Origin of the sequence: Variovorax gossypii (assembly GCF_003965815.1) — a bacterium.
Classification (GTDB): Bacteria; Pseudomonadota; Gammaproteobacteria; order Burkholderiales; family Burkholderiaceae_C; genus Variovorax; species Variovorax gossypii.
This window is the reverse complement of the sequence record NZ_RXOE01000002.1, coordinates 273,879-294,737: the sequence shown is the minus strand read 5'-3', so window position 1 is coordinate 294,737 and position 20,859 is coordinate 273,879. Positions and strand designations below refer to the sequence as shown.

General features: G+C 65.1%; 21 protein-coding genes and 1 pseudogene. 9 read left to right on the top strand and 13 right to left on the bottom strand.

The genetic code is table 11. From position 1 onward, the window contains the following. Nucleotides 1-103: 103 nt before the first annotated feature. The 3 genes from EJP69_RS09090 to EJP69_RS09080 all read right to left on the bottom strand — a co-directional run bounded on the left by EJP69_RS09090 (nt 104) and on the right by EJP69_RS09080 (nt 2,769). Entirely contained in the window at nt 104-418 is a 315-nt protein-coding gene (locus EJP69_RS09090) for a hypothetical protein (protein WP_126469570.1), read from the bottom strand. 381 nt (nt 419-799) lie between these two features. Continuing rightward, nucleotides 800-1,531 carry a restriction endonuclease gene (locus EJP69_RS09085; protein ID WP_206169306.1) on the bottom strand — a complete coding sequence of 244 codons (732 nt, stop codon included), beginning with the start codon at nt 1,529-1,531 and terminating at the stop codon, nt 800-802. A 38-nt stretch (nt 1,532-1,569) separates the two neighbouring features. Next, on the bottom strand, nt 1,570-2,769 hold the full coding sequence (locus EJP69_RS09080) for a reverse transcriptase domain-containing protein (protein WP_126469568.1): 1,200 nt from the start codon (nt 2,767-2,769) through the stop codon (nt 1,570-1,572). A gap of 768 nt (nt 2,770-3,537) precedes the next feature. On the opposite strand from EJP69_RS09080, the gene EJP69_RS09075 reads away from it, so the two are divergent. Together EJP69_RS09075 and dkgB are read left to right on the top strand one after the other, a co-directional pair. Next, on the top strand, nt 3,538-4,740 hold the full coding sequence (locus EJP69_RS09075; RefSeq protein WP_126469566.1) for an MFS transporter: 1,203 nt from the start codon (nt 3,538-3,540) through the stop codon (nt 4,738-4,740). 57 nt (nt 4,741-4,797) lie between these two features. Next, nucleotides 4,798-5,622, top strand: coding sequence for a 2,5-didehydrogluconate reductase DkgB (gene dkgB / locus EJP69_RS09070; RefSeq protein ID WP_126469564.1), 825 nt, complete (start codon nt 4,798-4,800; stop codon nt 5,620-5,622). A 21-nt stretch (nt 5,623-5,643) separates the two neighbouring features. Here the strand turns inward: dkgB and EJP69_RS09065 are convergent, their stop codons facing one another. The 3 genes from EJP69_RS09065 to EJP69_RS09055 form a co-directional block, all read right to left on the bottom strand. Continuing rightward, nucleotides 5,644-6,189, bottom strand: coding sequence for an RICIN domain-containing protein (locus EJP69_RS09065; protein ID WP_093197033.1), 546 nt, complete (start codon nt 6,187-6,189; stop codon nt 5,644-5,646). Between the two features lie 38 nt (nt 6,190-6,227). Then, complete coding sequence (locus tag EJP69_RS09060; RefSeq protein ID WP_126469560.1) at nt 6,228-7,247, bottom strand: patatin-like phospholipase family protein; 1,020 nt, start codon at nt 7,245-7,247, stop codon at nt 6,228-6,230. Between the two features lie 189 nt (nt 7,248-7,436). Beyond that, a complete protein-coding gene (locus EJP69_RS09055; protein WP_126469558.1) occupies nt 7,437-7,706 on the bottom strand; it encodes a hypothetical protein in 270 nt (89 codons plus the stop codon). Nucleotides 7,707-7,934: 228 nt separating this feature from the next. Here EJP69_RS09055 and EJP69_RS09050 point away from each other — a divergent pair, with 228 nt between their 5' ends. Beyond that, nucleotides 7,935-9,260 (top strand): serine hydrolase domain-containing protein, encoded by a 1,326-nt coding sequence (locus EJP69_RS09050; RefSeq protein ID WP_240652095.1) that lies wholly within the window; start codon nt 7,935-7,937, stop codon nt 9,258-9,260. A gap of 27 nt (nt 9,261-9,287) precedes the next feature. Here the strand turns inward: EJP69_RS09050 and EJP69_RS09045 are convergent, their stop codons facing one another. The 6 genes and pseudogenes from EJP69_RS09045 to EJP69_RS09020 all read right to left on the bottom strand — a co-directional run bounded on the left by EJP69_RS09045 (nt 9,288) and on the right by EJP69_RS09020 (nt 14,472). Further along, a complete protein-coding gene (locus tag EJP69_RS09045) occupies nt 9,288-9,593 on the bottom strand; it encodes a hypothetical protein (protein ID WP_126469554.1) in 306 nt (101 codons plus the stop codon). Between the two features lie 160 nt (nt 9,594-9,753). After that, a complete protein-coding gene (locus tag EJP69_RS09040; RefSeq protein WP_126469552.1) occupies nt 9,754-10,248 on the bottom strand; it encodes a nucleoside deaminase in 495 nt (164 codons plus the stop codon). A 5-nt stretch (nt 10,249-10,253) separates the two neighbouring features. After that, a complete protein-coding gene (locus EJP69_RS09035; protein ID WP_126469550.1) occupies nt 10,254-11,546 on the bottom strand; it encodes a cyanate transporter in 1,293 nt (430 codons plus the stop codon). Next, nucleotides 11,543-12,757 carry an amidohydrolase family protein gene (locus tag EJP69_RS09030; protein WP_126469548.1) on the bottom strand — a complete coding sequence of 405 codons (1,215 nt, stop codon included), beginning with the start codon at nt 12,755-12,757 and terminating at the stop codon, nt 11,543-11,545. The genes EJP69_RS09035 and EJP69_RS09030 overlap by 4 nt, the downstream gene beginning before the upstream one ends. 31 nt (nt 12,758-12,788) lie before the next feature. Beyond that, nucleotides 12,789-14,263, bottom strand: a pseudogene (locus EJP69_RS09025) (sodium:solute symporter family protein). Beyond that, nucleotides 14,260-14,472 carry a DUF3311 domain-containing protein gene (locus tag EJP69_RS09020; protein WP_093197054.1) on the bottom strand — a complete coding sequence of 71 codons (213 nt, stop codon included), beginning with the start codon at nt 14,470-14,472 and terminating at the stop codon, nt 14,260-14,262. The pseudogene EJP69_RS09025 and the gene EJP69_RS09020 overlap by 4 nt, the downstream one beginning before the upstream one ends. Before the next feature lie 166 nt (nt 14,473-14,638). On the opposite strand from EJP69_RS09020, the gene EJP69_RS09015 reads away from it, so the two are divergent. Then, a complete protein-coding gene (locus EJP69_RS09015; RefSeq protein ID WP_093197057.1) occupies nt 14,639-15,406 on the top strand; it encodes a GntR family transcriptional regulator in 768 nt (255 codons plus the stop codon). A gap of 63 nt (nt 15,407-15,469) precedes the next feature. Further along, nucleotides 15,470-16,399, top strand: coding sequence for a DMT family transporter (locus EJP69_RS09010; RefSeq protein ID WP_126469546.1), 930 nt, complete (start codon nt 15,470-15,472; stop codon nt 16,397-16,399). Between the two features lie 9 nt (nt 16,400-16,408). Here EJP69_RS09010 and EJP69_RS09005 read toward each other — a convergent pair whose 3' ends face one another. Continuing rightward, complete coding sequence (locus EJP69_RS09005) at nt 16,409-17,332, bottom strand: LysR family transcriptional regulator (RefSeq protein WP_126469544.1); 924 nt, start codon at nt 17,330-17,332, stop codon at nt 16,409-16,411. A gap of 110 nt (nt 17,333-17,442) precedes the next feature. Between EJP69_RS09005 and EJP69_RS09000 the strand changes: the two genes are divergently transcribed. The 4 genes from EJP69_RS09000 (at nt 17,443) to EJP69_RS08985 (ending at nt 20,834) form a co-directional block, all read left to right on the top strand. Further along, nucleotides 17,443-18,492, top strand: a complete 1,050-nt coding sequence (locus EJP69_RS09000) for a Gfo/Idh/MocA family protein (protein WP_126469542.1) — start codon at nt 17,443-17,445, stop codon at nt 18,490-18,492. A gap of 104 nt (nt 18,493-18,596) precedes the next feature. Next, entirely contained in the window at nt 18,597-19,265 is a 669-nt protein-coding gene (locus EJP69_RS08995) for an amino acid ABC transporter permease (RefSeq protein ID WP_126469540.1), read from the top strand. 13 nt (nt 19,266-19,278) lie between these two features. After that, a complete protein-coding gene (locus tag EJP69_RS08990) occupies nt 19,279-19,926 on the top strand; it encodes an amino acid ABC transporter permease (protein ID WP_420824214.1) in 648 nt (215 codons plus the stop codon). Between the two features lie 74 nt (nt 19,927-20,000). Beyond that, nucleotides 20,001-20,834, top strand: coding sequence for a transporter substrate-binding domain-containing protein (locus EJP69_RS08985; RefSeq protein WP_126469539.1), 834 nt, complete (start codon nt 20,001-20,003; stop codon nt 20,832-20,834). Nucleotides 20,835-20,859 lie beyond the last annotated feature (25 nt).

The window sequence follows — 20,859 nt, the reverse complement described above, 5'->3', positions numbered from 1 at the left end:
GTGGCCCGCCATCATGCGTCATGGTCTTGCGGCTGAGGTCAATCTGTCTCGAAGGCAGCGTGGTGGGGCTGACTCGTCGATTGATCGCCTCTTCGCCGCTACCTCACGCGAGGCCTGGCTCGCGCACTTGCAGCGCTTCGCGCACCGCGCCGGCCGCGAGGTTGATGGCATCGATGCGCGCCGTCAGCGCGTCGTTGAGCACACCGAGCAAGGCGCTCAGTTCGGTGCGGCTGGGGGTGAGTTCCTCGCTGTCGCTCAGGGCGCTGGTGTCGACGAGCTTCCTGAGCGCGGCGTAGGCGCGCATCACGTCGTTGAGGTTTTCGGCGTCGTCGCAGGCTTGTAGGGCGAGGTCGTCGAGGTTGGGGGATGCGGGGTCTGGAGCACGAGATTGTGCTGACGCGTGAGCAGATGCAGCCATGAAAGGCCTCCCAAGGGATTTTGGTTTGCTACAGCCACCGCCCCCGCTTCCAAACGATGGCGGCAGCTCGAACAGGTTGGAAGACCGGAAAACCCCTTGAAGAGAAACCGGCAGGGCTCGCGCCCTCCCGTTCGAGCCGCCTAAAAAAGCAGCGCGAACGAAAAAGCCGCAGACCATGTGCGGTTCCTGCGGCTCTCGTCGCAGGGGTTTTGGCGGGCTTCCAAACCCGATCGCGCTTTTTTTTGCGCGACGGCGCAGTATATCGACGACGGTCAACTCCTAAAGTGCAGAAATCAAGATCCAAGTAGGCTGTCACCGGATCTAGTTTCCCAAGCGGAACGACCGGACTCTTACGCGTCAACAAACACTGCAACAAACCCACTATGACCGTTGGTGTTCGATCTCTCTCCATCGGTCTCGAATGTCGAAGCACGCTTGCAACCTCTTCTCAAGGTCACACATCATCGGATCTAGGATCTCAATCACCTCTTCCGCTGAAGAGAACGTAGGCACGCTTGGACCATCAGGCCCCGGCATCATTACGTCCGATATTGGATAAATACCTCGGAGCGATTTTGCGAGGAGGTCATCTGCAAACTGAAGCACCGCGGATCCAGAGTACCAGTAGGCAATTTCTTGTCGCAGGCCCATTGCGATACGAACACCCTTAGGTATCTCCCAGTACTGGTAGCGTGCAGTCGCGAAACGTTCGTATAGCTCACCGATTCGCGCAGCGCATAACTCTTGGCGGGTTCTATTTCTAACGTCAGCAAGCGATGAAAGATGAACATTGGATAGAACTGAAGCTTCCACCGCGCCACGCTGAAAACCGACCTCACACAACAGAATCCCTCGATCGGCACCAATGTCATTGACGATTTGCCGAAGACCCAAAACATGCAACTTCGATACTGGATCTTTCCAGTATTTGCATTCAACTACCCATACCACGTCAAAGCCAACCCGACGGGCTTTGACAAGTACGTCTATGGCGTGTTTCGTGCGTGTTCCCTCAACAGTTACGTCAGTCTCCGCTTCAAGACCTAAGCTACGAAAAAAAGATGCGACCTCCTCTTGATACTGCTTCCATTCTGGCAAAGGTGTAGCACTCACATCGACCTCTCTCCCTGGTTAGTCAAGCCGCTTCGCTTTCAGTCGACTCCAAGAAACCAGCGTTGATCTGCAGTTAGCTTTCCGGGGTCCAATCCAAGGGCTTTGACGATGCTGGTCATCGTTACTTTTCGCCAAGAATCCAAGTGATTGAGCAGGTCTTGGGAGTTGCTGCAATAGGAGTACGTCGCGCCGTAGGCTGCGACGGAGGATCGCAACGAATTTCCAAACCTAGTCACATCGAGACCTCTCATCCGAAGCTCCTGCAGATTTCCATAGGAATAGATGCGCTGCTTGATCTTCTGCATGTGCGACGGAGAGATTGCAACCTCGTAGCCCCCTGCAATGGCAAGGCGCAGTTCAACGCCGAGAAACTCTGCGGGCTCATCAGGCCCATATATCTGAGTTTTTGAGCCAGTGCCAAGCGCAGGAATCTGGAGATTTAGAGCATCCAGTTGCTTCAGACAGAATTCTTGAAGCTCCACAGCTTCCACTTGGGATGCTGCGAAGAAGATTAAGTCGTCCGCATATCGTATGGCGGCCAGCCCTCTTTCCGTACACGCTCGATCGAATGGTGCAAGCACAAGGTTAGCAAAGAATGGCGACAAAGGCATTCCTTGTCGAACACCTCGCCCCTCTCGGATATCCATTGCTTTTAGGCTCTTTCGCATCCTCTCGCTCTGAGCCAGGATTTCGCAGCCAATTGCCGACTCGATCAGTGGATGGAGGCTCCTCTGCCGCAACTGTGATCGCACACGATCTAGAAGTTGCTTTCTGTCGATGCGATCAAAGAATGCAGTGATGTCCGTCTTAAATACCCACGGCCGCGTCCCTCGATATTTGACTGCCAGCTTGACGGCGTCTGGCACACCCAAATCAGGGACAAAACCAAAACTAACGCCATTGGCCAGCCATCCCCCATTCTTGGGAGTAAGGTAGTCAAGAATGGCTCTCTGTACGACGCGATCACCAACGTTGGGGACGCAGATCAGACGGTTCTTTCCATCGCTCTTCGGTATGAGGAAGGGCTGGAGGGAACCAAACTTAAATTGCCCACTACGCAACCGGGAAGATAGTTGCATAAGGTGCGTCTCAAGAGTTTGAGCGAATGACTCCAGAGACTCGCCGTCTATGCCCAATCGGAACGCCGAAGGCCCAGCAAGCTTTCCACGAGAGACACGCTTCCACGCAGCGTTGAGCGCTGTAGATGAAGCAATGACTTCAATGGCAGGTTTAGCCATGAAGTCGCGGCATGCTGGCTACTACGAAGTCCCCTTCCAGCTGCATGACAGAGGCACCGGGCGTGGGCGGCTTAGTAAAGCACATCCCACGGCGAGGCGCTGTTCGATGTGCTCGCCACCGTAGGGCACGTGGCACATTGTGGCCGAGGTTCGCCGTTCAGCAACCACCACGGTGATGCCGTGGAGGCAACCAATACCGCCATCAACATAAGTTTCACTCCATAGCCCTTGATCTTGATAAACAACGTCATTGGCGAAGATTTCGGCTTACTAGCTGGCGGCTCACGCCGAAAACTAGCTTCGACGCGCACCTCGATCCCGAACTCCGCATCTCCGTCTTGGCGATCGCCGTCACAGCTTCGACCAACCCCCCAAGTGAATTCGGGGACGGAGGGTTGTACCTGGCAGAGGCACCGGGCGTGGGCGGCTTCGTAAAGCACATCCCACGGCGAGGCGCTGTTCGATGTGCTCGCCACCGTAGGGCACGTGGCACATTCTGGCCGAGGTTCGCCGTTCAGCAACCACCACGGTGATGCCGTGGAGGCAGAACCACTGCAGATTAACACAGTAAAACGATACGCAACAGATGCTTCGCATTCGTTTCCCGGGTAACCCTGCCAGTCGCACGCGACCTTTGTCGACCGACTCTTTGCCACCCGTCCCGAGCGATCTACTCTTGAGTTAACCGCAACTATCTTCTGCCAGATCTCCCATTTATCTGCAAGGATAGTCGCAAGACACTCCTCCCATCCAAGAAGGAGTGCCCTCATGCCCATCGCCCTACTGGCGCTAACCCTCAGCGCCTTCGCCATCGGAACGACAGAGTTCGTCATCGTTGGCCTCATCCCCACAGTCGCTGCCGACCTCAACATCGGCCTCCCCTCCGCCGGCCTGCTGGTCAGCCTCTATGCACTGGGCGTCGCCATCGGCGCGCCGGTGCTCACCGCGCTCACGGGCAAGCTGCCGCGCAAGGCGCTGCTGCTCGGGCTGATGGCGCTGTTCACGCTCGGCAATCTGCTGGCGTGGAAGGCGCCGAGCTATGAATCGCTGATTGCCGCCCGCGTGCTCACGGGGCTGGCGCACGGGGTGTTCTTCTCCATCGGCTCGACGATTGCCACCGGCCTGGTGCCGAAGGAAAAGGCGGCGAGCGCCATCGCGATCATGTTCACGGGCCTCACGGTGGCGCTGGTCACGGGCGTGCCGCTGGGCACGTTCATCGGGCAGCACTTCGGCTGGCGCGAGACTTTCCTGGCCGTGTCTGCCCTGGGCGTGGTCGCGTTCGTCGGCAGCTGGGTCTTCGTGCCCGGCAACATCCGCCACACGCCGCCGGCCTCGCTGGCGCAGCAGGCCAAGGTGCTGGCCGAGCCGCGCCTGCTGCTGGTGTATGCGAAGACGGCCATCGGCTATGGCGGCTCGTTCATTCCGTTCACGTTCCTCGCGCCGATCCTCACGGAGGTGTCGGGCTTCAGCGCCGGCGCCGTGGGCTGGGTGATGCTGGTTTACGGCGTGTCGGTGGCGGTGGGCAACATCTGGGGCGGCAAGCTGGCCGACCGCAAGGGCCCGATTCCGGCGCTGAAGATCATCTTCGCGCTGCTGGCCGCGGTGCTGCTGCTCTTCAACTTCGCGGCGCCGCACAAGTGGCTGGCGCTGCTGGCCGTGCTGATGTGGGGCGCGGTGGCTTTCGGCAACGTGCCGGGGCTGCAGGTGTACGTGGTGAAGCAGGCCGAGCGCTTCACGCCGCAGGCGGTGGACGTGGCCTCGGGCCTGAACATCGCGGCCTTCAACCTGGGCATTGCCGGCGCGGCCTGGGCCGGGGGCCTGATCGTGACCCACCTGGGGCTGATGCACACGCCGTGGATTGGCGCACTCGTTGTGCTGGTGTCGCTGGCCCTCACGCAATGGAGCGGAACGCTCGACCGCCGTGCCGGCATTCCGGTGCGGGCTTCGGGGCCGGTGCCGGTCGGGCACTGAGCGTCCCTTTCCTCTTCTCTCTTTCTTCTTCTCTTTTCAACGCACAAGGACAACACCATGAACACGAACGTCACGAAGAACCCCATTCCCGCCTTCGGCCTCGGCACCTTCCGCCTGAAGGGTCAGGTGGTCATCGACTCGGTGAAGAACGGCCTCGACGTGGGCTACCGCACCATCGACACGGCGCAGATCTACGGCAACGAGGCCGAGGTGGGCCAGGCGATTGCCGAAAGCGGCGTGGCCCGCGAGAGCCTCTTCATCACCACGAAGATCTGGACCGACAACTACGCCAAGGGCAAGCTGGTGCCCAGCCTGAAGGACAGCCTCGCGAAGCTGCGCACCGACCACGTCGACCTGACGCTGATCCACTGGCCCTCGCCCGGCAACGCGGTGCCGGTGGCCGAGTTCATGGGCGCGCTGGCCGAAGCCAGGGCGCAGGGGCTCACCAAGCACATCGGCGTGTCGAACTTCAACATCGCGCTGATGAAGGAAGCCATCGCGGCCGTGGGCGCGCAGAACATCGCCACCAACCAGATCGAGCTGCACCCCTACCTGCAGAACCGCAAGGTGGCTGACTTCGCGAAGAGCGCCGGCATCCACATCACTTCTTACATGACGCTGGCCTACGGCAAGGTCATCAACGACCCGGTGATCGAGGCGATTGCCAAGGCGCACGGCGCAACCACCGCGCAGGTGGTGCTGGCATGGGCGATGCAGCTGGACTACGCGGTGATTCCGTCGTCCACCAAGCGCGCGAACCTCGAGGGCAACCTGAAGGCGCTGCAGCTGAAGCTGACGGACGCCGATATGGCGCAGATCGCGGCGCTCGACCGCAATGAGCGCCTGACAGACCCGGCCGGTCTATCGCCGGCCTGGGACTGACTGCTCTGCGTGCTGCTGCGACTACGCCGGTGCAAACCCCCAGGCCTGAGTCTCAAACCCGGTGAAGCTGATGGCGCCAAGCACTGCACGCGCAGCGGTCTTGTCGCCGTCGAGCGTGAGGATCATCGGCGTCGCCGAGTTGCTCGCACCGCTCTTGTTCTGGATGTACCAGTAGCCGAGTTTCTCGGTGGGCAGCAGGCACCAGAGCTGCAGGCTGCTGTCGGCAACAGCGCCCTTCCTCATCATCACGATGGGTGTGGGTGGAGGCACCGGGACAATGCCTTTGGGTACCACGGTCATCACGAGGCCCGTGCCCATGTTCGTCTGCAGATACCACCATCCCGGGTTGTTCCCTCCGGCGGGAACGAACATCCATTGCTGGTTGGTGCTGCCCTTGTCCGACTTGCGCGTCCATGAGATGACCGCGGTGCCTTCTTTCGTGCTGCCGCCGTCCACATCGAGCACGTAGCGGGTGGGCAGCAATTGCTGGATGACATGCGGGCCGAGGTCCTGCGAGTCCAGGACGCCGGCGGCTGCTTCGGCAGTGTTCTCTTCAGTGATCGACATCGTTCCTCCTGTTTCGGGAATGCGTTCGGGGGTGCCGCTCACGCGCGATTGGCGGAGGCGTGTGCGGGGGGCGTGACGGGACCGAGCGAGTGGTTCACCCAGTAGGCCTGGAGCAGCGCCTCGGCCTTCGCGGTGTCGGCCGACTTGCCCTTGGACTGCAACAGGTCGATGGCCTGCGGGTAGGTGGTGTTCTCCGGAATGAAGAAGGGCAGCGTCGGGTTCACGTTCGCGTAGCGGTCGCCCAGCAGGAATCCGGCGAGCATGGGCATGATCTGGGCCGACGTGCCGCTGAGGCTCGCGTCGAGCACCGGCCCGGGCGTGGACTGGTTCATGAGAAAGGGCGGCGTGACGTTGAACGGATTGGGCGTACCGGTCATCCACTGGTTGGCGCCCCAGTTGTGGGTGTCGCTCACGATCCAGTCGTACATGAGGCCGGTGCCGATGGTGATGGCCGTGATGTCCTCCAGCGCGTACCCGGCCTTCACGGCCAGCGCGATGGCGGCAACCGTCGGATCGTGGTTGAAGAAGGCGCCATCGATGTTGCCTTCGTACGAGCCCAATTGCCCCGGCATCGCGCCGCTGGACGTGGCCGCCTTTGCGACCAGCACGTCGCCGTGGTCCGCGATCATGTTCGTGTACATGACCGGCTCCCACGGCGTCGGCGTTTTCACGCCGTCCTTCAGCCCGGCACCGCCGACGTTGAACGACACGAACAGCGCGCAGCGCCCGAGGTCGGACACCTTCGCCGTGGGGTGCAACTTGAGCTGCGAGGCGAAGACCTCGTCGATCGAGTACGCGGGCACGTTCGGATCCGTGTTCATCTTGTTGTAGAAGTCGATCTCCTTCGTGGTGAAGAAGGTGATGAGGTCCTGCGGCTTCGTTCCCGCGAGCAGTTCGCTGGTGATGATCGAGCCCGTCGAGCATCCGGCGATGAGGTCGGTGTTGTCGATGATCTGCGGGTACTTCGTGTACAGCTTGTTCAGGATGGTGACCGACATCAGGCCCCGTATGCCACCGCCAACGAACGAGAGGATGGTGAATTTCTGCTTTTCCGCCATTGCCAACTCCTTTCAAGAGAAATGACTTCCATGAAATGACTTCCCGGCCGGGGAAGCGGAGTCTGGGCGCTCGGCATGTTTGCCGCTACGAGTGGAATCCCGTTCAATCCAACTCTGTAATTCCGCAAGCCGCGCAAGCATTCGGAATGAAACCTCGAGCGCCGAAAATTGGCGCGAAGGTTCTCTTCTTCATGTGGCGCAATCGCAAAGCGCATCGAGCGCGTACCTAAGTTCGCGCTCCTCGTCCGAGGTCAATGCGAGCGCGAGGTTGCGGAATTCGGCCTTGTAGCAAGGCAGCATCAGCGCTGCGGTGAGTGCGTGTGTGCTGTCGCCGCCGCGCGCGATGTGCGCGTTGCACGCCGCCACGCTTCGATGGATTTCGAGCGCACGCGCGACGCGAGCTGAAGACGGCTTGGTCGCGCTGCCGCTGCCGCTATCGCTGCTTCTGGTGATGAACATTGCCAGCTCCTCTTGGCGCACTTCAAGTGGCGCCGTGAGGTCACTCTATTCAGAGGCTGGCGGAGTGGTGAGTAACAACATCGTCGTGAATCCCGACGGCAGGTTTGGTGCCGGAGCGCATGAGTGCGATCATCCGCGGCGGCAAGGTGCAATGCCTTGCCCATGGCGCGCAGGTGCCATCACCAACAAACAGACGAGGAGATTCGCGTGGATCAAGGTGTCCGGAGGGTGTTTGTCGTTGTGCGCCCGGTGCGTGCCGCGTTGTCGGTTTCGCTGATTGCAGCCGCAGTGCTGCTGGCGGCCTGCGGTGGTGGAGGCGGCGGAGGTGGTGGTGGAGGCGGTGCGGTCCTGCCCATCGTCGCGGCACCTCCCCCTGCCAGTGGCGGCGGCAATCCGGGCAGCGGCAGCGGCTATCCGCATGCCTCGGAGCCCATCGGCACGGTCCGCCAGATCTACGACGGCGCCCTGTCTCCGGATCTCGCCGTCAACACGTACCGCAACACCGACCGGCTGTTCCCGACACGGACGATCGAGCCCGGCGGCACGCCCTACGCGCTGCCCGCGGCCGCCTCCCAGTTGACCCAGCTGAGCTTCTCGACTGGCGGCGCGACCTACAGCATGGCCGACTTCATGGCCGCCAACCGCGTGGCCGGTTTGCTGATCCTGAAGGACGGCAAGATCGCCAACGAAACCTACCAGTACGGCAACACGCAGAAGACCCGCTGGATGTCCATGTCGGTGGCCAAGTCGATCACGTCGACACTGGTCGGCCTGGCGGTGAAGGACGGCTACATCGCCAGCCTCGACGACCAGGTGGTCAAGTACGTGCCTCGGTTGGCGGGGACCGCCTACGACGGCGTCACGGTGCGCAATGTGCTGATGATGGCCTCTGGCGTGAAATGGAACGAGACCTACACCGACCCCACATCCGATCGCCGTCAGTTGCTGGAAGCACAGCTCAGCCAGAAGCCGGGTTCGACCATGGACCTCATGAGCAAGCTGCCTCGCGTGGCCGCGCCGGGCTCCGTGTACAACTACAGCACCGGTGAGGCGCGGGTGGCCGGCGAGATCGTCTACAACGCGGTCAAGAAGCCGCTGGCGCAGTACCTGTCCGAGAAGGTCTGGTCCAAGCTCGGCATGGAAGCACAGGCCAACTGGTGGCTGGACTCACCGGACGGCATCGAGTTCGCGGCTGGCGGCATCAGCGCGACCTTGCGCGACTATGGTCGCTTCGGCATGTTCGTCATGAACGACGGCTTTGCCGGCGGGCAGCAACTGCTGCCCACGGGATGGGTCACGGACGCGGGCTCTCCCAAGGTACTGAGCACCGGCACCGCATCGGACTACGGCTACATGTGGTGGATCCCCACCAACAAGAGCAGCCAGTCCGCGGTGGACGGCGCATTCTTCGCGGTCGGGATCATGGGCCAGCAGATCTACATCAACCGCAAGGAAAAGGTCGTGATCGTCATCTGGGGAGCGCAGACCAACCCGACGGCGACCGGCATTCCAACGGTTCCGTTCTTCGATGCGGTCGTTTCGGCGCTCAAGTAACTGCGGCGCGCGGGCTCTTGCAGGACGCTAGAGCCCGAAGGTCGAGACCGAAGTCCAGAACGCGGCCCAGAGCGCGCCCAGGCCCACCAGCACCATCGCCGCCACGAAGATCAGGAGATAGGCCACGCGCGCCACGATGCTCGGCGCGCTTGGAACGCAGCGCCAGTAGATCGCGACTGCCCAGAGAAGCAGCACGAGCGCCACGACTGCGGCAACGAACCCGGACACAGGAAGGATCCGATGCCGCTCCAATGCCGTCATGCAGACGTTGAGGACCGGGATCGACACGGCCCAGGCCAGCACGTTCAGCACAAGGCGCAATGCAACTCTCATCGGATTGCCTCGTCTTGCGCTCCCACTCGGTCATACGCGACCGAGCTCGCGCCCCTACCTTCGATAGTCATGAACCCTCCCCTTTCTGTTCTCGAAACCTGTTCTTTTCGAGAGCATACGAGGCGGGTATTTCAGCCGCTCCAGCGGCTGTCGCAGGTGCTCAGGAAGCCTTGCGCGTCGCAGCCCAGTCCGAAAGAATCTCCACTGCCTCGCGATCCATCTTCTGCTCCGCAGGCAAACTGCGCTGCACAAGCGTCGCACCAGCCTCGGCGCGCAGCGCATCCACATCGATCGGATGCCGAGCCGCCACCGTCACGCCATCGAAGGCCTTGCCAGACTGCGCGAGCGAGGCCGCGTAGTACAGCTTCGCGATGCCCGCGATGTGCATCGCCGCCACGCACATGGCGCAGGGCTCGCACGAGGTGTAGAGCTCGCAGCCCTGCAGGTTGACAGTGCCGAGCTTGCGGCATGCATCGCGGATCGCTTCGACTTCGCCATGCGATGTCGGGTCGTGGTGCGCGACGGAATGGTTGAAGCCTTCGCCGACGATCACGCCGTCTTTCACGACGACGGCACCGAAGGGCTCGGTGCCGGGCTCGCTCAGCGCTTGTGCGGAGAGAGCGATCGCCCGCTGCATGAACTGTTCCTGGTACATCGTGTTCAGACCTTTCTGGTGGCCGCGCTGTCGAGCGCGGTGATAGATGGTGCGCCGGCTTGGGTGCCGCGCGCAACGAAGAGGCCCGCCGTGGCGGCTGCATAGCGACGCGGATCGAATCGCAGCATGAGCGGCAGCAGCACCACTACGACCGCCGCGAGATAGGCCCACGCGAGCGTGAAGCCGCCGGTCTGCTCGCGCACCCAGCCGGTGACGAAGGGCGCGAGCGCGGCGATCATGAAGCCGACGCCCTGCATGAAGCCCGCGAGGGCACCGGCCTGCGCGGGGTCGGGCAGATGGTCGAGCGCGAGCACCATGCACAGCGAGAACGCACCGCCGAGGCCGAAGCCCAGGACGACGGCGATGGCGACTGCCGGCACGGGCGCGTCGAAGGTCAGCGCACAGAAGCCTGCGAGTTGCGCGACGAGCGTGAGCACCAGCCAGGGCCGCAGGTCGCGCCCTCGGCTGCGCGCGATGGCGGGCATCGCGAGCGCGGCGACCACCTGCGCGGCGGTCATTAGCGCGAGCACGGAGCCGCCCTGCTGCGCGGTCCAGCCCTGCTGCGCGTAGAAGTGCGGCAGCCACGCGACGAGGCTGGTGTAGCCGCCGTTGATGAGGCCGAAGCACGCGGCCAGCAGCCATGCGCGGCGGCTCGCGAAGCAGCGCAGCCACGAGAGGCCGCGAAGGCCCGGCGCCTCGGCGGCGGAAGTGGATTCGATGCGCCGCATGTTGAGCCAGTAAAGCAGCGCGAAGGTCGCGAGCAGGGCCCAGATCGCGAGGCCTGCGTGCCAGTCGGACCCCTTGTCGCCGCCCAGTGCATGCGCGACCCACGGGCTGGCCATGGCGCCAAGTCCGCCGCCGCCCATGATGGCGGCGGAGTACAGCCCCGTCATCACGCCGATGCGCGCCGGGTAGGCCTGCTTCACCACGCCGGGCATCAGCGCCTGCACAAGGCCCACGCCCGCGCCCGCGAGCGCGGCGCTCCACAGCAGCGCCGCAGCGCCGCCGGCCACGTAGCGGCTGGCACAGGCCACGGCGATGGCCACGAGCCCGAGCGCGACGCCGCCGCGTGCGCCGATGCGCTGGCCGACGGCGGCGCCGAAGAGCGAGGTGGCGCCCATCGCGAACATCGGCAGCACCGTCAGCAACGCCACCGCGTGGAAGCCGATGCCGGTCGCCGTGCGGATGGGTTCGAGCAGCGGGCTGCTCGACGTGAGAAAGGCGCGCAGATTCAGCGCCACCAGCACGATGACGATCGCGAAGGCGATGCCCCCGTCGTGCTTGCCCCCCGCCTTCACAAGGCCGCCAGATCGGCGCTCAGCATGCCGTTGCGCGCGACGACGCGCCCACCCGCCACCACCAGCTTGCGCACCGGCCGCGAGACGACGGCGTGCGCGACGGTCTGCGCGTCGACCAGCACGAGATCGGCGCGGTTGCCGGGCACGAGGCCGTAGTTCTCGAAGCCGCAGCCGCGCGCGCCGGAGTGGGTGACGGTGTCGAGCGCCACTTCGATCTCGTCGTCGCGGCGCAGGTTGTAGCGCAGGCCGATGATCATGGCGCGCTCGAGCATGTCGGGGTTGCCGTAGGGCGACCAGGTGTCGCGGATGCCGTCGTTGCCGCCGAGCACGGTCACGCCGGCCTGCCGGCACGCCATGAGCGGCGGCACGGTGCGCGAAGGCGGCGCGCTGGTGATGAGCACCACGCCCAGCTTCGCCATGCGGGCGAGCAATGCATCGCGCTCGCGTTCGCTCACCCCAGCGCCTACATCACCGAGGCAGAAGCCGTGGCTGATGGCGACCTTGCCCTGCATGCCCAGCGCCTCGGTGCGCTGCAGGATCAGGTCGAGCGAGAAGGCACCCATGGCGCCGGGCTCGTGCAGGTGGATGTCGACGGGGCGCTGATGCTTGTGGGCGATGTTGAAAAGCACGTCGAGCGACTTCACCGGGTCGCCATCGATGGCGCAGGGGTCGAGGCCGCCGAGCACGTCGGCGCCCATCGCCAGCGACTGGTCGAGCAGCTCGGCGGTGCCGGGCCGGCCCAGCAGGCCCGATTGCGGAAAGGCGACGACCTGGATCTGCTGCACTTCGCGCAGCACCTCGCGCGTGCGCAGGGTGCCTTCGAGATGGCGCAGGCCGGCCTGCGTGTCGACGTCGACGTGCGTGCGTAGCCGCGTGGTGCCGAGCGCGAGGAATGCCTTGGCGAGCACCAGCGACTGCGCAGCCGCGTCGTGCCCGCTGGCATGGCGGAAGGCGCGCTCGTTCTCGATCTTGTCGGTGAGGTTCGTGCCGACTTCGTTGCGGTACCAGTCCATGCCCCACATCGTCTTGTCGAGGTGGGTGTGACCTTCGACGAGGCCGGGCAGCAGCAAGGCGCCGTGGCCTTCCTCGACGGCGGCGCCAGCGGGCGCTGCCAGCGCGGTGCCGATCTCGGCGATGCGTCCGTCCTGCACCCGCACGTCGACCGGGGAAGCACCCATGGGGCGCACGTTGCGGATCAGGAGCGATGACATGGTGGGAATCCGTTTCTCGAAAAAATCTTCATCAGGCCGGCTGCGCGATGGCGGCGCGCGGCGTCGTGCGCGGGGTGACGAGCGCGACGATCACGAACACCAGCGCGTTGGTCGCCAGAGCCACGAGCCCGGTGTTGAGCGACTTGAAGACCACCGGCGCGGCCGGGAACAGCGTACCGAGGTTCGAGCTCGTGGTCATCATGTAGGCCAGCACGGCGCCGCCGGCCAGGATGCCCGCGAAGGCTGCGTGCTTGTTGCCGAAGGGCTTCTTCTTGAGGCTGAAGAGCAGCGAGGGCAGCAGCTGCGTGAGCAGGCTCGATGCGAAGATGGCAACGGCCACGATGGTGGTGCCGCCGCGCAGCACGAAGTACACCGCCACCAGCGCGAACACCGGCAGCACGCCGCGCGCCACGCGCGAGACCTGTTTGTCGGTGGCGTGGGGCGCGAAGCCTTCCTTGTAGACGTTCTTGCCGATCACGGTGGAGGCCGTGAGCAGGACATCGAGCCAGGCACCAGCGCGGTGAGCACGCCCGTGCCGCCGATCACGCCGACGAACCACGGGTCGAAGGTGTGCTTGACGAGGCCGAAGAGGGCCAGGTCCACGTCGGAGCCCTTGAGCCCCGGCACCTGCAGGATGGCCGCGAAGCCGACCAGGAACAGGAAGGCGATGACCACCTGGTACAGCGGCATCAGGATGGTGTTGCGCCGCACTGCGCTCGCGCTCTTTGCCGCGTACACCGAGGTGAGGTTGAACGGGTAGAGGTAGTAGCCCAGCGCCGTCAGCAGGATGGTCGAGTTGTACCAGGTGAGGTTCAGGCCTTCCTTCGGAAACTCGAAGAAGCCGGGGTTGGCGGCGTGGATGGCGGTGAACATGGGCGCGACGCCGCCGTAGTAGTGCCACGGCAGGTAGATGCCGAGGAACACGGCGAGCGCGAGGATCAGGATGTCCTTCACGATCGCGATGCTGGCCGAGCCGTGGATGCCCGAGAACAGGATGTAGCTCACCATCACCAGCGTGCCGATCCAGATCGCCACCTGCGGCGCGATGGAGCCGTACGAGGCCTCCGACACGATGATGCCGAGCCCGCGCAACTGGATGGTCAGCAGCGCGACCATGCCCATGAGCGCCACCACCGACACCAGCACGCCGAGCGGGCGGCTGTCGTACTTGTGCGCGAAGAAGTCCGAGAACGACACCAGCTTGTGCGTGGTGGCGTAGCGCCAGACGGCCGGCAGCATCCAGAAGGCCATGAGGTAGGCCAGCCCGCCGTAGGCCAGGATGTAGAAGGCCGGCGTGCCCTTGCTGTAAGACCAGCCGCTCGCGCCCAGGAAGGTGAAGGTGGAGAACGACTCGCCCGCCATCAGCAGGAACACCATGATGGCGCCCAGCCCGCGCCCGCCGAGCGCCCATTGCTCGAGGTTCATGGTGCGGCCGCGCCGCGCGAGCACCGCGAGGCCCAGCGCGCCGACGACGAACAGGGCAATGACTCCGAGCGCGGCGTTCATCGCGCGTCTCCGTTGGCCGAAGGCGCGTCGATGTCGCCCTCTGCGCGATCGATGACCACCATGATCAGCGAGGTCAGCACCAGCCAGCTGACGTTCCACACCATCAGGAAGGGCATGCCGAGCACGAAGGTGGGCGCGATGGAGGACAGCCATCCCCCGCTGAAGAAGGCGGCGACCGGCAGTGCGGCAAGCCATTTGGCGGATTTCATGGAGAGCCTCGATTCATGTCTCTGGTTGGGATTTTCTCGAATTTTGGTTAACCATACAATTTATTTTGGTTAACCAAACGGCGCGAATGGTACGGAGCACGACCGGGCGAGTCAATCCAAGGGCTTACCCGGGGGAGACATCGCGCAAGCAATAATCCGGCTGCCTATGCCCTCCGCCGCCCGCAAGACCCCAGCGACCGCCCCCTCCCCCGAACTCACGGAAGCCGACGACGCGAACGTGGACGAACGCGTCTACGCCGCCGTGTCGAAGGCACTGCTCAGCGGCAAGCTGCGGCCCGGAACCCCGCTGCGCGAACGCGCGCTGGCCGAGGCGCTGGGCTGCACGCGCGGCGCGGTGCGCAAGGTGCTGGCGCGGCTGGGGTCGGAAAAGCGGCTGGTGCTGGAGCACAACCGCGGCGCCTTCGTGCCCAACCCCTCCATCGAAGACATGCGCGGCATCTACCGCGCGCGCCGCATCGTCGAGGCCGGACTGGTGACCACGCTGTTCGGCAACCTCTCGCGCGAACAGGTGGCCGCGCTGCGCAAGCACGTGCAGGCGGAGCAGAAGGCCTTCAAGGAAGGCCGGCGCGAGGACGCGATCAAGCTGGCGGGCGACTTCCATCTGCTGCTGGCGCAGATGGCGGACAGCGAGGAGCTGCTGTCGTACATCAAGCGGCTCATTTCGAACACCGAGCTCTACAAGGCGCTGTACGACTCCGCCGAGGCCGCGAGCTGCGCGCCGCGCGAGCATGAGCAGATCATCGAGGCCCTGACCACGGGCAAGTCGCTCGACCAGGCGCTGGCCGTGGCGCTGGAGCATCTGGACGAGCTGGAGCAACGCGTGATCGCCGGGGCGGCCGCCGAGCAGGAAGTCGACCTGGCGACGCTGCTGAACGGTGGCATGAACAGCAAGCCGCACGCGCACGACCACTGAGGCATCCACGCTTCGTTCTCGGCCGAAGTGTGGCCGCGCCGGCGAGGGAATGATCGGCGCACCATGCACGCATCAACACCCTCCTCCATCGACAAGCCCCACGCCAGCCTCGCCCTCGAATGGGCACTGCTCGCGCTGCTCGCCACCTGCTGGGGCGCTTCGTACACCTTCATCAAGATCGGCGTCGCGACCATTCCGCCGGTCACGCTGATCGCGGCGCGCACGCTCATTGCCGGAGCGCTGCTGCTCGCCGTGCTGCGCATGCGCGGCGTGAAGCTGCCGAAGGAGCCGGCGATGTGGGGCCGCTTCGCGCTGCAGGCCTGCCTGAACAGCGTGCTGCCCTTCACGCTCATCGCATGGGCGGAGCGCAGCGTCGATGCGGGGCTGGCGACCATCCTCAACTCGACCTCGCCGATCTTCATCTTCCTGCTGGGGCTGGGCCTCAGCGGTTCCGACAAACCAACGCTGCGCCGCATGTTCGGCGTCGGCGCGGGCCTCGCGGGCATCTGCCTGATCGTCGGCTTCGAGGCGCTGAACGGGCTCGGGCATTCGCTGCTCGCGCAGCTCGGGCTGGTGGCCGCCGCCATCTGCTACGGCTGCGCCGCGATGTTCGGCCGCGTGTTCAAGGGGCTGGACCCGATGGTGCCGGCCGCGGGTTCGCTCGTCAGCGGCGCCGCGATGCTGCTGCCCGCGAGCCTCGTGGTCGACAGGCCGTGGACGCTTTCGCCGTCGGCCGCATCGATGGCGGCGGTGCTGGCACTCGCGGTGCTCTCGACCGCGCTGGCCTTCACGATCTACTTCCGTCTCATCAAGACGCTGGGGCCGATGTCGACCGCCGCCCAGGCCTATCTGCGCGTGCCCATCGGCGTGACGATCGGCGTGGTGTTCCTCGGCGAGACGCTGGCGGCGACGGCATGGCTCGGGCTGGCCTGTGTCGTGGCGGGCGTGGTGGCGATGACGATGCCGGCCACGAAGCGCTCGCGCCGCGGCTGAGGGAGACGCTCAGCTTCGCGGCACCTCCGGGTTGATGTTCAGCGCATGCGGCCCGTTTGCCAGCTGCTTCTTCAGGAACTCCACGCACACGCGCACCTTCGCCGAGCCGGCAGTGCGGGTGCTGGTCATGGCCCAGATGTCAGCCGGCTCGTGATAGGCGGGCAGCACGCGCATTACGCGGCCTTCGACCAGCGGCTGCGCCACGTCCCAGATCGACAGCAGGCAGATGCCTTTGCCGTCGATGCTCCAACCCCGCACGACGTCGCTGTGGTTGGAGCTGAACCGGCTCGTCACCTTGACGGCCTCCATGCCCCGGGGGCCCATCAGCCGCCAGTTGCCGAAAGGCTGGTCGCGCTCGCGGAACAGCAGGCACTCGTGCTCCGCAAGCTCGGCCACGGTCTTCGGATGGCCGTGCTGCGCGAGGTAGTCGGGCGAGGCGCAGAGGATGCGCCGGCTCTCGACCATGCGTTGCGCGATGAGTCGCGGCTGGGTAGGGTCGCCCACGCGGATGTCGAGGTCGAAGTTCTCGGTGATCAGGTCGACGCGCCGGTCCATCAGCTCCAGCCAGACCTCGATGCGCGGATAGCGCTTGCCAAGCGCCGACAGGATGGGCGCGACGTGCTCGCGCCCGAGCCGCTGGCTGGTGGCGATGCGCAGCGGGCCCGAGGGCTCCTTCTTGGCGCTGCTGAAAGCCTCCGACATGGCGTTGGCGTCGTCGAGGATGCGCTGCGCCCACTGGTAGGCGCGCTCGCCGTCCTCGGTGATCACCACGCGCCGCGTGGTGCGGTGGAACAGGCGCACGCCGAGCTGCGATTCGAGGATGGCGATGCGCTTGCTGATGTGCGCCGACGTGGTTCCGATCTCGAGGGAGGCACCAGCGAAGCTGGAGCGCCGGGCGGCCTCGCAGAACACTTCCAGGTCTTTCAGGTCCATGGCTTTTTTATCAACGATCTGTTGATACCGGGTCAACAGAAGGCGGATTGTAGTTCTCTCCGTTGTTACTAGACTCCGCGGCAGTTCCTACAGCCAACGAGACAAGGTCCATGAGCAAACTCCCCATCGCGGTCATCGGCGCAGGCCTGATCGGCAAGACCCACATCGATCGCGCATTGAGCAGCGCCGACGTAGAACTGGTCGGCATCGCCGATCCGACACCGGCGGCGGCCGAGCTGGCGCGCTCGGCCGGCGTGCCCTGCTTCGCCGACCATCGCGCGATGCTCGCCGAGACGATGCCCAGGGGCGTGGTGGTCGCGACGCCGAACGCGACGCATGCGCGCATCACCATCGAATGCCTGGAGCGCGGCGCGGCGGTGCTGGTCGAGAAGCCCATCGCCGACACGCTCGAAGACGGACGGCGCATCTGCGAAGCATCGAAGGCCACGGGACTGCCGGTGCTGGTGGGCCATCAGCGCCGCCACAACCCGATCATGCGCAGGGCGCGGGCCATCGTTGCCGGGGGCTCGCTGGGGCGCCCGGTGAGCGCGACGGTGCTGTGCACCTGGTTCAAGCCGCGCGACTACTTCGACGTGACGTGGCGGCGCCAGCAGGGCGGCGGGCCGATCCTGATCAACCTGATCCACGACATCGACCTGATGCGCCATCTCTACGGAGAAATCGAGAGCGTGCAGGCGCTGGCCTCGAATGCGGTGCGCGGCTTCGAGGTCGAGGACACGGCCGCGGTGGTGCTGCGGTTCCGCAATGGCGCGCTGGGCACGGTCACGGTGTCCGACACGGCGGTGGCGCCCTGGAACTGGGACCTGGGCGTGGGAGAAGCGGAGCGCTTTCCGCGCCAGGACATCAACGCGCACTACTACTCGGGCACCGAAGGGTCGCTGACGCTCCCGCGCCTCGAACTCTGGCGCTACCGCGAGGACCAGGGCCCGGCCGAAGGCTGGCACGACCCACTGACGCAGGAGCGCACCGCCGTGCACACCGGCTGCCCGTACACCGAGCAGATACGCCACTTCGCCGCACTCATCGAGGGCCGCGAGGAGCCGGTGTGCTCCGCGCTCGACGGCTTCCGAACGCTCGAAGCGACCCTGGCCGTGACCGAGGCGGCCGCCACCGGAGGCAGCGTGACCTTGCCTTCGTAGGACACGCACGCGCCCCGATGCGGGCGCCGGGCCTTCACGCAGGCCCCTGCAGAGAGAGACAGATATCGAACAAGAACCGCTCAACGAGACAAGAGCAAACAGCCATGAGCTACACATTCGACTTCGCGGTACTGCTGCCGCATTGGGAAGCCTTCGCCGAAGGCTGCTGGCTGACGCTGCGGCTTTCCGCCGTGTCGGTGGCCATAGGCTTGGCCGCGGGCCTGCTGACCGTGCTCGGCAAGCGATCGCCGGTGAAAGGGCTACGCTGGCTCGCCGGGGCCTACATCGAGCTGATCCGCAACACGCCGTTCCTGGTGCAGGTGCTGTTCGTCTTCTTCGGCCTGCCGTCGCTCGGGGTCAGCCTCACGCCGAACACGGCCGCCGTGCTGGCGCTGAGCCTGAACCTCGGGGCCTTCTCGGCGGAGATCCTGCGCACGGGCATCGAGTCGGTGCCGCGCGGGCAGTTCGAGGCCGGCGCGGCGCTCGGCCTGAGCCCCCTGCAGACGCTGCGCTACGTGGTCATCAAGCCCGCGCTGCGCACGATCTATCCGGCGCTGACGGGGCAGTTCGTGATGCTGCTGCTGACGACCAGCATCGTCTCGTCGATCTCGGCCGAAGAGCTGACATCGGTCGCGCAGAACATCGACTCGGCCACCTTCCGCAGCTTCGAGGTCTACATCGTGGCGGCGCTGCTGTACCTGGCGATGTCGACGATCTTCTCGACGGTGTTCAAGGCGATCGACCGGCTGTACTTCTCGTACCCCGCACGGTGAGGAGGCGACCATGATCCGCGACTTCACGCTGACCGAGTTCTGGCTCGTCGCCGCCGGCCTGGGCGCCACGCTCGCGCTGTCCGCCATCGCCTTCATCGGTGGCAGCCTGGCGGGGCTGCTGGTGGCGCTGGCGCGCACGGCGCCCGCGAAGGGACTGCGCATGACCGCAGCCGCCTTCATCGACTTCTTCCAGGGCACGCCGATGCTGCTGCAGCTTTTCCTGGTGTTCTACGGATTGCCGGTGCTCGGATGGAAGGTCAACGTCTGGGTGGCCGCGGCCGTGGGGCTGACGCTGCATGCCGGCGCCTTCCTCGGGGAGATCTGGCGCGGCGGCATCCAGGCGGTGCCGCGCGGGCAGACCGAGGCCGCCGCCGCGCTGGGACTCGGCTACGGCGCACGCATGCGCTACGTGGTGCTGCCGCAGGCGCTGCGCATGTCGTTCGCGCCCACGGTCGGCTTCCTGGTGCAGCTCATCAAGGGCACGTCGCTGGCGGCCATCATCGGCTTCGTCGAACTCTCGCGCTCGGGCCAGCTGGTTTCCAGCATCACCTACAAGCCGCTGCTCGCCTTCGGGCTGGTGGGGGCCTGCTACTTCGCGATCTGCTTTCCGCTGTCGCGCTACAGCGCACGGCTGGAGCGGCGCTTCGCGGCCGGCCATTGATTCCCCTTTTCGATTCCCTTTCCGACAGACAGAGAACCGCGGACTCCGCCGCATCCACCCGAGGAGCACAAATCATGTTCAGACAATTCATCCGCCGCGCCGCGCTCGTGCTGCTGCTGGGGCTGGCAATGCAAGGCCTCGCACAGGCGCAGAAAGTGGCCGAAATCAAAAAGGCCGGCGTGCTGAAGATCGGCGCGCAGGTGGCCCAGGTGCCCTGGGGCTTCAGTGACAAGGGCGGCAAGCTGACCGGCTATGACATCGAGTTCGCGGAAATGCTCGCGAAGGACCTGGGCGTGAAGCCCGAGTTCACGCCGGTGACCGTGGCCAACCGCACGGCGGCGCTGCTGACCGGGCAGGTGGACATGCTTGCGGCAGTGGTCACGATCCTTGCCGACCGGCAGAAGGTGGTGCTGTTCTCGCGGCCCTATTCGTACCTCGAGACCGTGCTGATCGGCAAGACCGGCTCGCCGCCGATGAAGAGCTACGCCGACCTGAAGGGCATGCGCATCGGCGTGCCGCGCGGCAGCGTGCAGGACTCGTCGGTGACGCAGGCCAGGACGGGCGCGACCATCCAGCGCTTCGACGACGATGCCGCGGCGGTGCAGGCGCTGCTCTCGGGCCAGGTGGATCTGGCCGGCGCCGCGAACTCGCAACTGGGCCCGATCGCGCAGGTCGCGGGCGCTGGCAAGTACGAGGTCAAGCTGGTGGTGGCGCGCGGCTTCCAGGGCGCCACCGTGCGGCCGGGCGAGCGCGAGTGGGTCGGCTACATCAACGACTTCATCGGACGCAAGATGGCCAGCGGCGAACTGCCCGCGCTTTACAAGAAGTGGATCGGCCAGGACATGGACAAGGACCTACCGGCCTCCGGCGAGACCGAAGCCGCCCTGCCCCGCGTGGTGACGAAGTGATGGCGCCGGCCATGATTTCCCAGGA